Origin of the sequence: Amycolatopsis sp. WAC 01376, assembly GCF_003947415.1 — a bacterium.
In the GTDB taxonomy this organism is placed as follows: domain Bacteria; phylum Actinomycetota; class Actinomycetes; order Mycobacteriales; family Pseudonocardiaceae; genus Amycolatopsis.
Window position 1 is genome coordinate 281983 of sequence record NZ_QHKL01000009.1, and the last position, 17452, is coordinate 299434.

At 69.0% G+C, this 17452-nt stretch carries 17 protein-coding genes; 11 read left to right on the top strand and 6 right to left on the bottom strand.

Translation table 11 applies throughout. The features are described from left to right. Nucleotide 1: 1 nt before the first annotated feature. Nucleotides 2-1180: an ABC transporter ATP-binding protein gene (locus tag DMH03_RS36810; protein ID WP_125796603.1), complete on the top strand. Its 1179-nt coding sequence runs from the start codon at nt 2-4 to the stop codon at nt 1178-1180. Nucleotides 1181-1624: 444 nt separating this feature from the next. On the opposite strand, the gene DMH03_RS36815 is transcribed toward DMH03_RS36810, so the two are convergent. Continuing rightward, nucleotides 1625-2974, bottom strand: coding sequence for an MFS transporter (locus DMH03_RS36815; protein ID WP_125796754.1), 1350 nt, complete (start codon nt 2972-2974; stop codon nt 1625-1627). Nucleotides 2975-3092: 118 nt separating this feature from the next. On the opposite strand from DMH03_RS36815, the gene DMH03_RS36820 reads away from it, so the two are divergent. The 8 genes from DMH03_RS36820 (at nt 3093) to DMH03_RS36855 (ending at nt 10696) form a co-directional block, all read left to right on the top strand. Beyond that, nucleotides 3093-3578, top strand: a complete 486-nt coding sequence (locus DMH03_RS36820; protein ID WP_125780927.1) for a MarR family winged helix-turn-helix transcriptional regulator — start codon at nt 3093-3095, stop codon at nt 3576-3578. Nucleotides 3579-3636: 58 nt separating this feature from the next. Further along, a complete protein-coding gene (locus DMH03_RS36825; RefSeq protein WP_125796604.1) occupies nt 3637-4575 on the top strand; it encodes a hydroxymethylglutaryl-CoA lyase in 939 nt (312 codons plus the stop codon). Beyond that, nucleotides 4572-5297: an enoyl-CoA hydratase/isomerase family protein gene (locus DMH03_RS36830; RefSeq protein ID WP_125796605.1), complete on the top strand. Its 726-nt coding sequence runs from the start codon at nt 4572-4574 to the stop codon at nt 5295-5297. Before DMH03_RS36825 ends, DMH03_RS36830 begins: the two co-directional genes overlap by 4 nt. Continuing rightward, nucleotides 5294-6481, top strand: a complete 1188-nt coding sequence (locus tag DMH03_RS36835; protein WP_125796606.1) for a CaiB/BaiF CoA-transferase family protein — start codon at nt 5294-5296, stop codon at nt 6479-6481. The genes DMH03_RS36830 and DMH03_RS36835 overlap by 4 nt, the downstream gene beginning before the upstream one ends. Beyond that, a complete protein-coding gene (locus DMH03_RS36840) occupies nt 6482-7249 on the top strand; it encodes an enoyl-CoA hydratase/isomerase family protein (RefSeq protein WP_125796607.1) in 768 nt (255 codons plus the stop codon). Next, nucleotides 7249-8847: an AMP-binding protein gene (locus tag DMH03_RS36845; RefSeq protein ID WP_125796608.1), complete on the top strand. Its 1599-nt coding sequence runs from the start codon at nt 7249-7251 to the stop codon at nt 8845-8847. Before DMH03_RS36840 ends, DMH03_RS36845 begins: the two co-directional genes overlap by 1 nt. Beyond that, complete coding sequence (locus DMH03_RS36850) at nt 8847-9818, top strand: nitronate monooxygenase family protein (RefSeq protein ID WP_125796609.1); 972 nt, start codon at nt 8847-8849, stop codon at nt 9816-9818. The genes DMH03_RS36845 and DMH03_RS36850 overlap by 1 nt, the downstream gene beginning before the upstream one ends. Nucleotides 9819-9934: 116 nt before the next feature. Next, nucleotides 9935-10696, top strand: coding sequence for an NPP1 family protein (locus DMH03_RS36855; RefSeq protein ID WP_125796610.1), 762 nt, complete (start codon nt 9935-9937; stop codon nt 10694-10696). Between the two features lie 7 nt (nt 10697-10703). On the opposite strand, the gene DMH03_RS36860 is transcribed toward DMH03_RS36855, so the two are convergent. Further along, nucleotides 10704-10904, bottom strand: coding sequence for a PspC domain-containing protein (locus DMH03_RS36860; RefSeq protein ID WP_034313416.1), 201 nt, complete (start codon nt 10902-10904; stop codon nt 10704-10706). 200 nt (nt 10905-11104) lie between these two features. Here DMH03_RS36860 and DMH03_RS36865 point away from each other — a divergent pair, with 200 nt between their 5' ends. Then, nucleotides 11105-12028: a hypothetical protein gene (locus tag DMH03_RS36865; protein ID WP_125796611.1), complete on the top strand. Its 924-nt coding sequence runs from the start codon at nt 11105-11107 to the stop codon at nt 12026-12028. 69 nt (nt 12029-12097) lie between these two features. On the opposite strand, the gene DMH03_RS36870 is transcribed toward DMH03_RS36865, so the two are convergent. Further along, a complete protein-coding gene (locus DMH03_RS36870; RefSeq protein ID WP_125796612.1) occupies nt 12098-12778 on the bottom strand; it encodes a TetR/AcrR family transcriptional regulator in 681 nt (226 codons plus the stop codon). A 122-nt stretch (nt 12779-12900) separates the two neighbouring features. Between DMH03_RS36870 and DMH03_RS36875 the strand changes: the two genes are divergently transcribed. Next, on the top strand, nt 12901-14424 hold the full coding sequence (locus tag DMH03_RS36875) for an MFS transporter (protein ID WP_125796613.1): 1524 nt from the start codon (nt 12901-12903) through the stop codon (nt 14422-14424). 200 nt (nt 14425-14624) lie between these two features. On the opposite strand, the gene DMH03_RS36880 is transcribed toward DMH03_RS36875, so the two are convergent. The 3 genes from DMH03_RS36880 to corA form a co-directional block, all read right to left on the bottom strand. Further along, nucleotides 14625-15464 carry a ParB N-terminal domain-containing protein gene (locus DMH03_RS36880; RefSeq protein ID WP_125780951.1) on the bottom strand — a complete coding sequence of 280 codons (840 nt, stop codon included), beginning with the start codon at nt 15462-15464 and terminating at the stop codon, nt 14625-14627. Continuing rightward, complete coding sequence (locus DMH03_RS36885; protein ID WP_125796614.1) at nt 15461-16108, bottom strand: metallophosphoesterase; 648 nt, start codon at nt 16106-16108, stop codon at nt 15461-15463. The genes DMH03_RS36880 and DMH03_RS36885 overlap by 4 nt, the downstream gene beginning before the upstream one ends. A gap of 178 nt (nt 16109-16286) precedes the next feature. Beyond that, nucleotides 16287-17375 carry a magnesium/cobalt transporter CorA gene (gene corA, locus DMH03_RS36890; protein ID WP_034313298.1) on the bottom strand — a complete coding sequence of 363 codons (1089 nt, stop codon included), beginning with the start codon at nt 17373-17375 and terminating at the stop codon, nt 16287-16289. Nucleotides 17376-17452: the final 77 nt, after the last annotated feature.

Below are 17452 nucleotides of genomic sequence, written 5' to 3' on the forward strand. Positions count from 1 at the left end.
CATGGCTGAAATCGTTCTCGAAAAAGTGTCCAAGAAGTACCCCGACGGCGCCCTCGCGGTGTCCGAAGTGGACATCACGATCGCCGATGGTGAGTTCATCATCCTGGTTGGTCCGTCCGGCTGCGGGAAGTCCACGACCCTGAACATGGTCGCGGGCCTGGAGGACATCTCCTCCGGCGAACTGCGCATCGATGGCCGGCGTGTCAACGAGAAGGCGCCGAAGGACCGCGACATCGCGATGGTGTTCCAGTCCTACGCGCTGTACCCGCACATGAGCGTGCGGGAGAACATGGCGTTCCCGTTGCGGCTGGCCAAGGTCGACGACCGCACCGTGCGGGCCAAGGTCGAGGAGGCGGCGCAGATCCTCGATCTGACCGGACATCTGGACCGCAAGCCGGCGAACCTGTCCGGCGGGCAGCGGCAGCGCGTCGCGATGGGGCGGGCGATCGTGCGTAACCCCAAGGCGTTCCTGATGGACGAGCCACTGTCCAACCTGGACGCGAAGCTCCGCGGCCAGATGCGGACCTCGGTGTCGAAGATCCAGAAACAGCTGGGCACGACGACGCTCTACGTCACGCACGACCAGACCGAGGCGATGACCCTCGGCGACCGGGTCGTCGTGCTGAGGGCGGGCTACGTGCAGCAGATCGGTTCGCCGCAGTTCCTCTACGACAACCCGGCGAACCTGTTCGTGGCCGGGTTCATCGGCAGCCCGTCGATGAACTTCGTGCCCGCGACGCTGGAGAACGGGACCGCCCGCAGCGCGCTGGGCGACATCCCGCTCACCGACCGGGTGCGGCAGCTGGTCGAGGCCGCGGACGCGCCGGGCGAGGTCATCGTCGGCATCCGGCCGGAGCATTTCGAGGACGCCGCGCTGGTGGACTCCGCCGCCCGTCAGGGTGCGACGTTCACCGCCCACGTCGACGTCCTCGAGTCGATGGGTTCGGAGAAGTTCGCGCACTTCACGGTCGAAGGTGAGGCCGCGTCGTCGTCCGACCTCGCGGATCTCGCCGCGGACAGCGGATCCGCGGACGTTCCCGGTGCCGAGTCGCAGATCGTGGCCCGCCTCTCGGCGGCGTCCTCGGCGGCGGAGAACCAGAACGTGGAGCTCTGGTTCGACGCGGACAAGATCAAGCTGTTCGACGGTGCCAGCGGCAAGAACCTGACCTACACCGAGTAGGCGCCGGAACGCTGTGGGCCAGGTGGGGTCGTGAGTGGCGTTTCGGGTTCTATTGAGGGGTAAGGCAAACGTGTCGTCTCTCGAGTGAGGCGGGGGGCTGGGTGACGCGGCACCGCTCTCGCGTGTTCAGACCCCGCACCACGGAGTGCGGCATCCAGGCACGCGAGTCACGCCTTACCGAAGTACATGAAGGCCCCCTTCCTTGCGCTAGACGCAAGGAAGGGGGCCTTCATGTACTTCACGATCAGCCGCCCCACTGCCACCAGGGACCACATCCGACGGTAGCGAAAGCCTCCTTCACTACCTTCAGGGTAGGCAAGGAGGCCCTCACTGCCAGGAGAACGCCTACGCAGGGACGACGCCGGCCCCGCGCCACGACACGGTTGACTTACCCCTCAATAACCCGAATCGCCACTCACGACCACCTGTACCGAGGCGGCTCCGTCACTTCTTCTCCTTGAGGTCGCTCGCCCGCACGCCGACAAGGAGGACGACCACCGCGAGCAGCACTATCCCGCCGCTGATCTGCAGCCCGAGGGAAAGACTGCCGGTGGAGGACTGGATGAAGCCGAGCAGCGACGGCGACGCGGCGGCGGCGAAGGAACCCATCGAGGTGACGACGGCGATGCCGGTCGCGGCCGCGCGGTCCGACAGATAGATCGACGGGATCGAGTAGAACACCGTCAAGCCCGAATAGTGTGCCGCCGCCAAGACGGCGAGAAGGATGACGACCGCCACCACGTTGCCGTGGGAGAAGGAGATCGCGAACATCGTGAGGGCCGCGACGATCCACGCCGTCGCGGCGTGCCAGCGCCGTTCGAGGGTGCGGTCGGAATGCCGTCCGACGAGCAACATCGCGCCGATGCCGACCAGTGGCGGCACGGCGGAGAACAGGCCGAGGTTCAGCACGTTGCCCACCCCGGCGTCGGCGATGATCCTCGGCGCCCAGAACGAAACGGCGTTGGCCAGGGTGTACGCGCCGCAAGCGCACAGCCCGAGGATCCACACCTTGGGGTCCTTCAGCGCCATGCGAAGCCCGGCGTGGGTCTGCGTACCGCCCTTGCCGCCCTTGAGCCGCTGATCGGCGTCGAGGTCGGCGCGGACCGCGGCCTTCTGCGCGGGAGTGAGCCAGCGAACCTGCTCGGGTTCGTCGGCGAGCCAGAACAACACGACGAGGGCGAGCAGGATCGGCGGGATTCCCTCGATGAGGAACAGCCATTGCCAGTCCGCCAAACCGGCGACGCCGCCGAGGGAGTGCATGATCCCGCCGGAGATCACCGAACCGACGATCCCGGAAACCGGTACCCCGATGAAGAAGATCGCGGTCATGCGGGTCCGGCGGGCGGACGGGAACCAGCGGGACAGGTAGAAGAGTGCCCCGGGGAAGAAGCCCGCCTCGGTGACGCCGAGCAGGAACCTCGCCACGTAGAAGGTGAACTCGTCCTGGATGAACATCGTCGCCACGGTCACGGCACCCCAGGACGCCATGATGCGGACGAGTGACTTGCGGGCTCCGATGCGTGCCATCAACGCGTTGCTCGGCACCTCGAAGAGGATGAACCCGATGAAGAACACCGTCACGCCGAGGCCGTAGACCGCGGGCCCGAAACCGAGATCGCGTTTGAGACCTTCCTGCGCGATTCCGATGTTCGTCCGGTCGATGAAGCTGACGATGTAGCAGATCACGAGCAAGGGCATGATCCGCAGCGCGATCGCGCGGTAAGTGGCGGGACGGTCGACCGACGCGGTGTCCGGCTCGGCGGGCTGGTCGGTGGAGGGACTGGAATCGGCCACGGTGTTCGACTCCCTTGTCGAGGTGCGTGTGCCGCCGCGGGGTGCGGCGACGACGCGTAGCATGCGCTCCAGTGTTGATACTGTCAACAGTTGGATCGTGATCGGTAGGATGCCCGGCATGACCGAACGTCCGGATGGACACGAGCTCGTCCCGATCTCCCGGCTGCTCTCCTACCGACTCTCCCGCACGTCGGCCGCGCTGTCGCGTTCGGCCGCGCTGCGCTATCGCCGGGAGTTCGACGTGAGTCTCGGCGAATGGCGCGCGATCGCCCTCATCGCGGCCGACCCGACGCTCACCTTGAATCGGCTGGCTCGCCGGGCCGGTCTGGACAAAGCCCAGATGAGCCGGGTGGTCGCCAAGCTGGTCGAGCGCGGATTCGTGAGCCGCACGGCGGCCTCGCGCCGCACTTCCCGGCTGGCGTTGACCGAGGACGGTCTCGCCGTTTACCGGGGCCTCATCGTCGCCGCGAACGAACGCGACGCGGCCTTCCTCGGCATTCTGACCTCGGAGGAGACCGAGGTCCTCGAGCGTGCCCTCGACAAACTCGCCGACGCCGCGCTCGCCGTCGAGCAGGAGGAGCGTGAGCGTGACGAGAAACCTTAAGTGTTGACATTATCAACTGTTGGCGAGTAGTTGTGGAGTCACCAGAGGAGGTGACTCGATGACCGACGAGGTCACTGTTTGTGAGTGCTTCGCCAGGGACGGTCTGCAACACGAGCCGGAGTTCGTCCCGACGGCGACGAAGGTCGCCCTGCTGGAAGGTTTCGTCCGCGCGGGATTCACGCGAATCGAGGCGACGAGCTACAGCCATCCGGAGAGGGTCCCCGCGTTCTCGGACGCGAGCGACGTACTCGCCTCGCTCGAGCGGCGGCCGGGAGTCGCGTTCAAGGCGACGTGCCCCAACCCCCGCGCCGTGCTGCGTGCGCTGGACGACCTCGAACGTGGCGCGGGGGCGGAAGAACTGAGCCTGCTGGTCTCCGCCAGCGAGAGCCACACCGAGCGGAATCTGCGCACCACCCGCGCCGCGCAGTGGGAGCGGGTCACGGAGATGGTTCGCTTGGCGGACAAGCGTTTCCGCCTGATCGGCGTGGTGTCGGTCGCGTTCGGCTGCCCGTTCGAAGGTGCCGTGGACCCGGGACGAGTCGTCGAGGACGTCGCCCGGTTCGCCGACCTCGGCGCCGACGCGGTGACCCTGGGCGACACCACCGGCGTGGCGACGCCGAAGAGCGTGACCGCATTGTTCGAGCGGCTCGGCCGGGCCCATCCCGGGCTGCCGCTGATCGCGCACTTCCACAACTCGCGGGGCGCGGGTATCGCCAACGCGGTCGCCGCGCTGGACGCGGGCTGCCGCCACTTCGACAGCGCGATGGGCGGCGTCGGCGGCCACCCGTCGTCGATCGGCTACGGCGCCGGGCTGACCGGGAACGTCTGCACCGAGGACCTCGTCGACCTGTTCCACGCGATGGGTGTCCGAACCGGACTGGACCTCGAAGCGCTCGCCGAGTCGTCCGCCGCCTGCGAGGAAGCCCTCGGCCGTCCGCTGCACAGCATGGTCGCGCGAGCCGGTTTCGCCCGCACACAAGGAGAAAGCCGACGATGACCGTCACCCTGCTCACCGAGGACCGCGGCCGGGTCCGGATCCTCACCCTCGACCGGCCGGCCAAGCTCAACGCACTCGACACCGCCCTCACCCTGGCGCTGAGGGACGCCCTCGACGACGCCGACCGCGATCCCGGTGTCCGCGCCGTCGTCCTGACCGGCAACGGGCGCGGGTTCTGTGCCGGCGCGGATCTTTCCGAGTTCCCCGCCCTCACCCCCGACCAGCCGGACGCCGTGCTCGAACGGGCGGCGCTGACCGCCGGGCTCCAGACCCGGATGCAGCGGATGGGCACCCCGGTGGTCACCGCGGTCCGCGGTGCGGCCGTCGGCGGCGGGGCAGGTCTCGCGATCGGCGCCGACATGGTCGTCGCGGGCGACGATCTGCGCTTCGGCTACCCGGAATTGCGGCACTCTCTCGTCCCGGCCCTGGTGATGACCGGCCTGGTCCGGCATCTGGGCCGCAAGCTCGCGTTCGAGCTGATCAGCACCGGCAGGCTGCTCACCGCGGCCGAGGCCTTCGAACACGGCCTGGTCAACCGGGTCGTCGCTCCCGCGGACGTCCTCACCGCGGCGCTGGAGATCGCCGGGACATGGGCGGCCGTCGAGCCACGGGCCCTGGGCGCGGCCAAGGACCTGTTCTACCGGGTCGGCGATCTGCCGACCGACGCCGCGATGCGCGCCGGTCAGGACGTCAACGCGCTGATGCGGGGGTTCCGCCGGTGACACCGCCACTCGAAGGCATCACCGTGCTCGACTTCTCCCGCGTTCTGGCCGCCCCGATGGCCACGCAGATCCTCGGCGAACTGGGCGCGACGGTGATCAAGGTCGAACGGCCGGGCTCCGGCGACGAGACCCGTGGCTTCGAACCCCGGCTCCCCGCCGGGGAAAGCGCCTACTTCTTCGCCGTCAACCGGGGCAAGCGTTCGGTGACCCTCAATCTGAAGGATCCCCGCGGGCGCGACGTCGCCCGCCGCCTCGCCGCCCGCGCGGATGTCGTGGTGGAGAACTTCCTGCCCGGCACCATGGACGGACTCGGCCTCGGGTACGCGGAGCTGGCGGCGGACAACCCCGGTCTGGTGTACGTGTCCGCCACCGGATTCGGGCAGACCGGTCCGGACAGTGCCCGCAAGGGTTACGACACCGTTTTCCAGGCCCTGTCCGGAATCATGGCGATGACCGGCGAACCGGACGGTCCGCCGGCCAAGACCGGGATCCCGGTGGCGGATCTGACTTCGGGGCTCTGGGTGGTCATCGCCGCGCTCACCGGGCTGGCGGGCCGGGGTGTCACCGGCCGCGGCCGTCACCTGGACGTGTCGATGATGGACGTGCAGCTCAGCCTGCACGCCTTGAACGCCGCGCGGCTGTTCGCCCTCGACGAGGACCCCGCGCCGACCGGCAGCCAGCATCCCGGTCGCGTCCCGTCCGCCGCGTTCCTGGCCGCCGACGGTCGGTGGGTGCACATCAGCTGCAGCGACCAGCACTGGCGTGACCTGTGCCGGGTGCTCCGTCTCGACGACCTCGGCTCCGACCACACCCTTCGGGACAACGCGGGACGAGTCGCGCGGCGGGACCGGGTGATGACCGCGTTGCGCACCGCGATCGCCTGCCGTGACAGCGACAAGCTGGTCGAAGAGCTGCGGGCGGCCGACGTGCCCGTCGGCGAGGTGCGCGGCGTACGCGAGGCACTGGCCGATCCGCACGCGCGGGCGCGCGGCGTCGTCGGCGCCTTCTCGCATCCCACCGAAGGCACGTTCCCCGCGCTCCGCACCCCGTTGCGGGAGACGGGCGCGCCGCCACCGGACACGGCCAGTCCGCCGATGCTGGGCGCCGACACCGACGCCGTGCTCGCGGACGCGGGCCTCGGCACGGACGAGATCGCCGCCCTGCGCGGCGCGGGGGTGATCTGAATGGACGAGCGGATCCGGCTCGAGGTCGCCGGCGGGATCGCTCAGCTGCGGCTGGCCCGCCCGGCCGCGCGCAACGCCGTGGACCTGCCCCTGTGCCTCGAGCTACGCGCGGCTTTCGAGGAGATCGACGCCGACGAGTCGGTCCGCGTCGTCCTGATGTCCGGAGAGGGCCCGGTCTTCTGCGCCGGCGCCGACCTCAAGGAGCGTGTCGGCAAGGACGCGTCGTGGGTGCGCCGCCGTCGCGTGGCCTCGTTCGCCGCCTACGCCGCCATCGAGGCCTGCCGTCGCCCGGTGATCGCGCTGGTGCACGGTGCCGTCGTCGGTTCGGGTGGCGAGATCACCCTGGCCGCGGACTTCGCCATCGCCGCCGAAGGCACCACCTTTCGCTTCCCCGAGCCGCATTGGGGCACGATCGGCGCCACCCAGCGGCTCCCGCGCGCGATCGGACCGCGGCGGGCCAAGGAACTGCTGTTCACCAACCGCCCGCTGGACGCGGCGGAAGCCCGCGAGCTCGGGCTGGTCGTACGGGTGGTCCCGCCGGAGGAGCTGACCGACGTCGGCCTCGAGACGGCGCGGAGCATCGCCAAAGCGCCACCGGGAGCCATCGCGCTGACCAAACGTGCGGTGGATCTCGGCGGCGAAACCGACCTCGCCCGCGGCATCCGCATCGAAATGGCCGCGATCGAACAGAATCTGGACACTGGTGACTGGCGTGCCGGCCTCGACCGCTTCCGCGGCCGCTCCGCCACGCCCGAGGAGACAGAGTGATGGACCTGCGCACCGTTTGCCCGCTCACCGCACACGAGGCGCTGGAGCGCGCCGCGCTGACCGCTCCGGATGTCGAGGCCGTCGTCACCGCCGACGCGCGGATCACCTACGGCGAGCTCGCCGGGGACGTCGTGCGGATCAGGGCCGCGCTGGTGGCGCACGGTGTCGGGCGGGGAGACCGGGTCGGCGTCTGCCTCGGCAACGGGCCGGACTGGGTCGCGCTGTTCGTCGCGATCGGCTCGCTCGGCGCCGTCACCGTGCCGGTCAACACCCGGTGCACCGCGGACGAGGTGCGGTACATGCTGGCCAGGGCGAAGGTCTCCACGCTCTTCGTCGCGGACCGCGTGCTGCGCGTCGACTTCATCGCGATGCTGCGCGAACTGGGCCTCGGCGCCGACGGGCGCTGCGCCACGCTGCCCGACCTGACGTCCGTGGTGGTACTCGGCACGGACGTGCCGGACGGGGTGACTGCGTGGGCGGCGTTCCTCGCCGCGGCGGACGGTGACGTCCCGGCCACCGCGGAACCGGACGACGTCCTGCTCGTGCAGTACACGTCGGGCACCACGTCCCGGCCGAAGGGGGTCCTGCTGACCCACCGCGGCATGAGCGCCAACGCGTACTTTTCGGGCGCCCGGCTCGGTTTCCGCGTCGCCGACCGGTTTCTCAGCGCCCGGCCCTTCTTCCACGTCGCCGGAAGCACGTTGTCGGTGCTCGCCTGCCTCCAGCACGCCGCCACCTTGGTGACCATGGCCAAGTTCGAGGCCGGGGAAGCGTTGCGCCTGCTGGAAAAGGAACGCTGCACGCACTTCTCCGGCAACGACACCATCGCGATGCTCCTGCTCAACCATCCTGACCGCGCCGTGCGGGAACTCCACCTGCGCGGCGCTTGGGTCGCCGCCTCACCGACCGTGATCCGGCGCGTGATCGACGAGCTCGGTGCCCGCGAATGCGTTGCGGGATATGGCCTTTCGGAGGCGTCACCGAACGTCGCGCAGTCGTGCTGGTGGGAAGCGGAGGAGATCAGGGCGTCCGGCGCGATGGCCGTCGAACCCGGGGTGGAGGTCCGGATCCGCGCGCTCGACGGGGATCAGGACTGCGCTCCCGGCATCCCCGGCGCGATCCTCGTCCGCGGCTGGAACGTCATGCGCGGCTATCTCGACGCCCCCGAGCAGACGGCCGCGGCGATCGACGCCGGCGGCTGGCTGTCCACCGGGGACGTCGGCCTGCTCGACCACACCGGCAGGCTCCATTTCACCGGGCGCACGAAGGACATCATCCGCGTCGGCGGGGAAAACGTCGCTCCCGCCGACATCGAGGACGTCCTGCACCGGCATGACGCGGTCCGGCAGGCCGCCGTGGTCGGCGTGCCCGACGAGCGGCTGATCGAGGTCCCCTTCGCGTTCGTCGTGCTCCGCGAGCCCGGCGCGGTCACCGAAGAGGAACTCCTGCGCTGGGCGAAACTTCGGATGGCGGGTTTCAAGGTGCCGCACCATCTGCGGATCGTCGACGGCTTCGAAGGCATCGGCATGACCGCGAGTTCGAAGGTGCGGAAGAACCAGCTCGCGGCACACGCCCGCACCCTGTTGGGGCTTGCCTGATGAGCCGGATCCCGACCGCCGTCACCGCACTGCTGGGCATCGATCTGCCGATCGTGCAGGCGGGGATGTCCTGGGCCTCGTCGTCCTCCGCGCTGCCGCTCGCGGTGAGCAACGCGGGCGGACTCGGTGTCGTCGCCGCCGGGCCGATGCGGCTGCCGGATCTGGCCCGCACCCTCGGCGAGATGGCCGACGGCACCGACTCGCCGTGGGCGGTGAACCTGCCGCTGTACCGGTCGGGTGCCGACGAGGTGATCGAGTTGCTCCTCGCGCGGCGCCCGCCGGTGTTGATCGCCTCGCAAGGCGGTCCGCGGCGCTATCTCGACCGTTTCCACGACATCGGGACGATCTGCCTGCACGTGGTCGCCGGTACCGAGCACGCGCGGAAGGCCGTGGACGCCGGCGTCGACGGGCTCGTCGTGGTCGGCGCCGAGGCCGGGGGACATCCGCCGCCGGGCCTCGTCACGACGTTGGTCCTCACTCGCGCGGTCGCGACCGCGGTGCCGGGCACCCCGATCATCGCGGCCGGAGGACTCGCCGACGGGGCCGGCCTCGCCGCGATGCTCGGCGACGGCGCGGGCGCCGTCCAATTCGGCACGCGATTCCTCGCCAGCGCCGAAGCCACCGTGCATCCCGGATACAAGGATGCCGTGGTCGCGGCCGACATCGGCTCGACCCGCACGGTCGGCCGTGGACTCGGCCTGATCAGGGCGCTGGCCAACGACTTCACCGACCGGATGACCGAACTCGAGGACCGCGCCGCCGATCTCGAACAACGACGCGGCGTGTTCGCGGCTTCGACCCTGCGGGACGCCGCGCTCGACGGCGACCTGACGAACGGCAAGGTCGAAGCGGGGCAAGCGGCGGGGCTGGTGACCGACGTCCTGCCCGCGGCCGTCATCATCCGGCGGATCGTCGACGAGTACCGCGCGGTCGTCGATCAACTGCCCCGAGCCGACGTCACCGATCCGTAGAACCTGTCCACTTCGGACATCCGGATTCCGACCTTCGGCGGTTTACGATCACCGGCCGATCCGGGACCCTCAGCCCGACGCGCGGAATACCGAGACCGAGCGAAAGGGCGCCTGCCTTGCCGAAGAAGCTGACACGCCGTCTCCTGCAGGGCCTGGTCGGAGCGGTCCTCATCACCACGCTCGCCCCGGCCGTCGCCTGGGCCGAACCCCCGCAGGCCTTGCCGGCCAACGCGACCGAAGCCGACAGCAAGTGGCAGCCCGCGTTCGACTACGACACCGACGGCTGCTATCCGACGCCCGCGATCTCGCCGACCGGCGCGGTGGCCACCGGGCTCAAGAACTCCGGGGCCCTCAACGGTCAGTGCCGGGACCGGTCAGACCTCGACAACACCAACTCCTACGCGCGCTCGAAGTGCAACAACGGCTGGTGCGCCCACCTGTACGACCTCTACTTCGAAAAGGATCAGGCCGTCCCGATCATCGACTGCTGCGGGCACCGGCACGACATCGAGCACGTCGTCGTGTGGGTCAACGAGGGCCAAGCGCGGTACGTGTCGACGTCAGCGCACGGCAACTACTCCACTTACGACCGTTCCAAGGTCTCCTGGGAGGGGACCCACCCGAAGATCGTCTATCACAAGGACGGCGCGAGCACCCACTGCTTCCGCATCGCGAGCGCGACCGAACCGCCGGAGAACCACTACAACGCCTGGCAGTACCCGGACCTCGTCAGCTGGGACAGGTTCCCGCCCGGCATCCGGGACACCCTCGTCCGCGCCGATTTCGGCAGCGCGAGCCTGGCGATCAAGGACGGCTCCTTCGAGCACAACCTCGGCAAGGCCAAACCGGCGGGCATCCCCTTCGACCCCAATGCCTGAGGACGGCTCAGTACTCGCTCTCGGGCAGGGCGAGCCACAGCACGAGGTAGACGATGAACTGCGGGCCGGGCAGCAGGCAGGACAGCACGGCGAGCAGGCGGACCTTGCCCGGCGTGGTGCCGAAGCGTTTGGCGAGACCGGCGCAGACGCCGCCGATCATGCGGCCCTGGCGCGGTCGGGTCAGGCGGGCGGCTACGGGGTTCGTCACGGTTTCTTCCCTCTCGGTCGTCACGTTGTGTGAAACCCATTCTCGTCTCGTGACGGCCGGACCGCATCCCACCGCGGAACGAAACGCACCCCTAAGGGCGTGAAATCGCGGTAAGGCATTCACCTGGGAAAACGTGGCGGACCCTGTGTTCTTCGCCCGTAGGGGCTGGTGTTCCGCGATCTTTTGACGATACTGCTCCGGTGCCCTCGAAGAGACTCAGCGCAGTACTCTGCGGCCTGTTCCTCGCCGCGGCCTGTTCCGCCCCGGAACCGGCGGTGGCGCCGTCGACCACGGCGGGTGAGGAGGCCCTGACCGCCTCCGAGGCGCTCGGGGAATACTCGTCGCTCGATTACTGCAGCCTCGTCGACCAGCGGAAAGTGATCGGCGGCGGAAACGCGGTCAAGCCGCCTTTGAGCTCTTTCGAGTCCTGCCGCCTCGAATTCGTCGAAGGCGCCAATCGCTACACCGTGACCACCGGCCCGATCACTTCCGGGCAGGATCCGAACAATCAGCCGTACGAATACGGTGGTCCGCTGCCGGAAGGCGTCAGCGTCCAGCAGTCGACGTTCAACGAGGACACCGCCTGCACGCGGCTGCTGACCTTCGCCGACGGGATCAGGCTGTCCATCGCCGTCACCTCCGACAACACGACCCCGGCCGACCGGACGGCCCGCTGCCGGATCGCCGACGCGACGGTCGGCAGCGCGGCGGGGGTGATCGGCGCGCGCCAGGTCGGGCGGCTGAACCTCGACCAGCGCTCGTGGGGCCGGGTCGCCCCGTGCGCGCCGCTCGACCAGCACGAACTCGACGCCGCCGCCGGCGCGGAGACCAAACCGGCCCCGGCGCTGTCCGGGCACAGCTGCATCCGCGGCAAGGTCAGCTTCTCGCTGTCGGTCGGGGCGGACACCACGCCGGGCGCCACGGAGGCGCTGGGCGGACGGCAGGTCCAGGTCACCACGTCGGGCGCGTTCTGCCAGGTGACCACGCACCGGCCGATTCCTGGCACCCCGGAACGGGTCGAACAGGCGACGCTCTCGGTGGTCGGCGTCGACGGCGCGCCGGAGGACGCCACCTGCGCGGCAGCCCGGGAGGTCGCCGTGGCGGTGTTCCCGAAGCTCCCCTGACGCGCATTCAGAGGACTAAACGCGGTAGTTGCACGCGCAAGGATCGCATTCAGAGGACTAAATGCGGGGTCAGGAGCGCAGTCTGGGCAGCCGGAACGAGCACATCGCCTCGTCCAGCGTCTCGAAGTCCAGCGGCGGATGCGGCAGCGGCGTGGCGCGGCCGGGTTCGGCGCGCAGACCGTCCAGCAGCATGGCGAGGCACCGGCGCCACAGGTCCGGCTGGATACCGTGCGTGAACTCGATGACCGAGCCGATCATCTGGTGCAGGAGCGGTATGTCCGTCGGCACGAAATCGGCGCGGAGGGCACCGGCGGCCTGAGCCCGCTCGACGAGCTGTGTGATCAACGGCACCATGCGGGACTTCGCCTCGGCGACGCGCTCCTGGCCGAAGACGTTCGACAGCATGACTTCACGTAACCCGCGGTCACCGGCGTGCAGTTCGGCCGCGCGCCACGTAAAGCCCGCGAATCCCTCCCAGGGATCTTCGGCGCGAAGCGCTTCTTCGGCGAACTCGCGGATCGTCTCGAACTGGTCGACGAACATGGCCTCGACCAGGTGTTCCTTACTCGGGAAACGGCGATAGACGGTGCCGACGCCGACGCCGGCGTGATGCGCGACGTCGTCGAGCGTCGCTTCGAGCCCGCGTTCGCCGAAGACATCGCGTGCCGCCGCGATGATGCGCTGCCGATTGAGTTCAGCGTCGCGCCGCAGCGGCCGCGCCGGTGCGGCGGGAGCAAGGTCCCGAGCCATTCGTCCAGCTTAACAAACGAAGTAGAGGACACTTCTCCACTTCTTGTGTACCTTGGGCGCGGAAAGGGGAGATACCTACTCCACATAGCTTCTTCGTCACTATCGGTGAGGAAACCGCCCGTATGTCTGACTCATCCACCGCTGTCGCCACGCCGCCGGGGGACGCGGCCGCGCAGCACACCAACCCGCACCACGCCAGGAGATGGCTGATCCTGGTGATGATCGGTCTCGCCCAGCTGATGGTGGTGCTCGACGCCACCGTCGTGAACATCGCGCTCCCGTCGGCGCAGCAGGACCTCGGCTTTTCGAACGACGCCCGCCAGTGGGTCGTCACCGCCTACGCGCTCGCGTTCGGCAGCCTGCTCCTGCTGGGCGGACGGCTCGCGGACCTCTTCGGCCGCAAACGCGCGTTCCTCGTCGGGCTCGCCGGTTTCGCCATCGTGTCGGCGATCGGCGGTGCCGCCACCAGCATCGAAATGCTGCTCGTCGCCCGTGCCGCACAGGGTGTCTTCGGCGCGCTTCTCGCTCCGGCGGCCCTCTCGCTGCTGACCACGACCTTCACCGACCCGAAGGAACGCGGCAAGGCCTTCGGCGTCTTCGGCGCGATCGGTGGTGGCGGCGCGGCGATCGGCCTGCTGCTCGGCGGCGTGCTGACCGAGTACCTCGACTGGCGCTGGTCGATGTACGTCAACATCGTCTTCGCGGTGATCGCGTTCGCCGGTGCGGCCGTGCTGCTGAAGAACTCCGAGACCGACGGCCCGCGCCCGAAGCTCGACATTCCTGGCACGATCACCGCGTCGGCCGGCCTGTTCGCGCTGGTCTACGGCTTCGCGAACGCCGAGCGCGACTCGTGGTCCTCGATCACGGTCTGGGGTTTCCTCGCCGCCGGTGTCGTGCTGCTCGCCGCGTTCGTGGCGATCCAGCAACGTGCCGAACACCCGCTCCTGCCGCTGCGCGTGCTGCTCGACCGCGACCGCGGCGGGTCGTACCTCGCGATGTTCCTGCTCGCCATCGGGATGTTCTCGATCTTCCTGTTCCTCACCTTCTACATTCAGCTGAACCTCGGGTTCACGCCGGTGCAGAGCGGGGTCGCGTTCCTGCCGATGGTGGCCACCCTGATGATCAGCGCGACGTCGGCGACCGCGATCCTGTTGCCGAAGTTCGGCGCGAAACCGTTGGTGTCACTGGGAATGCTGATCGCCGGAGCGGGTCTGTTCTGGCTGGCGGCCATCGACACCACCAGCACGTACGCCAGCGGGGTGCTGTTCCCGCTGATGATCATGGGCGTCGGTATCGGCCTCGCCATGGCGCCCGCGATGAGCGTCGCGACCTTCGGGGTCGACACGCGCGACGCCGGCGTCGCGTCGGCCATGGTCAACACCGCGCAGCAGGTCGGCGGCTCGATCGGGACCGCGCTGCTGAGCACGCTGGCGGGCAACGCCGCGACGTCGTTCACGGTAGGGAAGGTGGCTTCGCCGCAACTCGCGGCCGAAGCGGCTGTGCACAGTTACACGACCGCTTTCGTTTGGGGCGGGTGGATCTTCGTCATCGGTGCGGTGATCTGCGGGCTGCTGCTGCGGTCCGGTGCCCCGGCGAAGGCGCCGGAGGGCGCTTCGGAGGGTGCTCCGGTCGCCGTGCACATGTAGCTCCCGAAACGCTAGGAAAGGACCGTTCCTTGCAAATTTTGCAAGGAACGGTCCTTTCCTAGCGCGCGGAGGGGGCTGAAGGGGACTTTCGCCGCATGGCATGCGAGGAAGGCGTCCTTCACGCACCGCCGGATGTCATGAAAGGGTCGTTCAGGACAAGAAATGTCCTGAACGACCCTTTCATGACACTTGAGGGACCATCAGCGGGACTGTGACCGCACAGCTTCGAAGACCTCGTCGTCCCACCGGTGCGTCCGGATCAGCCGGTACCGCTCGCAAGCCACCCACAGGTACGCCTCGGCGTCGGTCCGGTCGCCGATCAGATCCGCCTGCCGCAGCATCGCCACCACCGGCACGAACTCCTCGTCGAACCATCGCTGCGCGAGCGTCGCGCGGTCCGAGTAGGCGCCTTCGTCCTGCATCAGCCGGAAGCCCCACGCTTCCACGTGCTCGCCGAGCCGCGCGTAGTCCCACGGATCGGTGAACACGACCGAAGCCCGCGCGTGCCCGGACAGCGGGACGCGTTCCAGGAACAGCCGCCGGTAGTCCTTCACGATCAGGTCGCCGCGGTACCGGATCCCGCTGGGGTCCAGTTTGGTCCGTACCTCGGTGACCATCGCCTCTATTGTGGACAGTCGCATCGCGTGCGCCACCGAAACGCGGTGGTGCCCGTCGATGATGAAGTGCAGTTCGCCGACGCGGTACACCTCGATCGGCGGAATCGACTCGCCGCGCCTGGTGGCGAGCGCCAGCCGTTCCCAGCGTTCGCGGACGCGGCCGGACGTCGGGCGGAAGCGGCGGTCGAAGTCGCGGCCGCGGTCGACGCTGCCGACGATCGAATCCAGCCGGATCACCCGCGCCCCGATCTTCCGCTCGCCGAGGTAGCCGAGCGCGTCCACCACCTCGTGGAACGGCAGCATGATGTTGACGTCGTCGGGCTCGCGGCGCAGCCAGGTCGCCAGCCGTGACAGCACCTGACGCCGTCGCGCGCGAAGGAAGTCGTGTTCCGCGTCCGCGCGGGGAAAACCCGTGTCCTTCATGAGAACTCCATGATCCGGTGCCCGACGACGTTGCGTACCGTGGTCCCGCCGACCACCCGGTCCGGCACGGGTTCGCCGTGCGGGTGGATATGCCCGTGCAGCAACCACTTCGGCCGCAGCAACTCGATCGTGCGATGGAGACAGTCGAAGCCGCGGTGCGGCGGATCCTCGCGGTCGCCGCAATGCCGCGGCGGCGCGTGCGTGAGCAGGACGTCGACGTCCCGCCCGTCCCGCCAGCGGCGGAACCGGGCCCGGCGCACCAGTCGCCGTGCACGCCTGGCCTGCTGGCGTTGCGTCCACTGGTTCGGGCCGTCGTTGTAGCGGACCGAACCGCCGAGCCCGGCGAAGCGGAGCCCGCCGACGTCGACGACCCGGCCGTCCGCGATCACCCCGCCCGCCGGACCGGGCCACACCGCGGGGAAACCGTCCTTCATGGACAGTCCGCCGTAGCGCGTGTAGCCGGAAAGGTCCGGGTCGTGGTTTCCCGGGACGAACACGCAGGGCACGTCGAGCGCACCCGCCAGGAACTCGAGGTAGTCGTACGGCAGGTCGCCGGCGCCGATAACGAGGTCGGCCGAGTGGTTGCGGACGGCGGACGTCCACAACCGCTCTTCGACCTCGTCCGCGACGACCAGCGCTTTCATACGCTCCAGCGTAATGCCGGAGGCGCTACTTCGGGCCGTGCGCGAACGCGGGGTCCTTGGCGATGATCGCGATCACGATGCCCAGCCAGACGACGCAGAAGGCCAGTGCCCAGAACTTGAGGTTGGTCAGGATCCTTGGCATGAGGGAACTCCAGAACTGCCGAATGCGGAAGAAGGGTCAGAGCCAGCGGTTCTTCCTGAATATTCGGTAGAGCAGGATGCAGACGCCGAAGATGACCGTCATCGCCACCGGGTAGCCGAAGCGCCAATGCAGTTCCGGCATGTAGTCGAAGTTCATCCCGTAGATGCCGGCGAGCGCCGTCGGGACCGCGATGATCGCCGCCCAGGCGGTGATCTTGCGCATGTCGGTGTTCTGCTGGAGCGTGATCTTCGCCAGTGTCGCGTCGACCAGGGTGGTCAGCAGTTCGTCGAAGTTCGCGACCCGCTCCGCCACGGTCGTCAAGTGGTCGGAGACGTCGCGGAAGTACGAGCGGACCTCGTCCGGGATCAGCCGCGTGTAACCCTCGGCGAGGCGCTGCAGCGGCGTCCCCAGCGGCATGACGGCGCGGCGCAGCTCCAGCACTTCGCGCTTCATGAAGTAGATCTGCTCGGCGCTCACCTTGGACCGCGGCGCGAAGACGTGCGTCTCCATCTCGTCGATGTCCGACTCGATCGCGGTGGTGACGTCGAGGTAGTGGTCGACGACGTGGTCCGCGATCGCGTGCAGCACCGCGGACGGCCCGAGGTCGAGCCGCTCCGGGTCCTGGTCGAGCTCGCGGCGCAGCCTGGCCAGCCCCGAGTGGTTCCCGTGCCGCACGGTGATCACGAAGTCGCGGCCGAGGAACGCCATCAGCTCACCGGTCTCGACGATCTCGTTGGCCGTCGCGGGCGACTCGTGCTCGACGTAGCGGACCGTCTTCAGCACCATGAACAGCGTGTCGTCGTAGCGCTCCAGCTTGGGCCGCTGGTGTGCTTCGAGCGCGTCCTCGACGGCCAGTTCGTGCAGGCCGAAGGTGTCCGCGATGCCCTGGATCTGGACCGCGTCGGGCTCGTGCAGGCCGATCCAGACGAATCCCGCGTGCCGCTTGCGCACCTCTTTGATCGCCTCGGCATGCGTCCAACGGCCCGGCAGGCGCTTGCCCTCCACATACACCGCGCAATCGACGACGTACGCCGAAAGGGGGACGGGCAGCGGGCGTTCGGGGACGCTCTTGGCGCGGCCGTTGCTCCGGCCGCGAAGGCCGCCGAGCGAGGGAATGGCAGGCATGGGATCTCCTGGGCAGACGTCGTGCGTTGATGCGCGAAGACGACGGGCCAAGCGGTCGGGGGGCCGCTCGGCTAGGC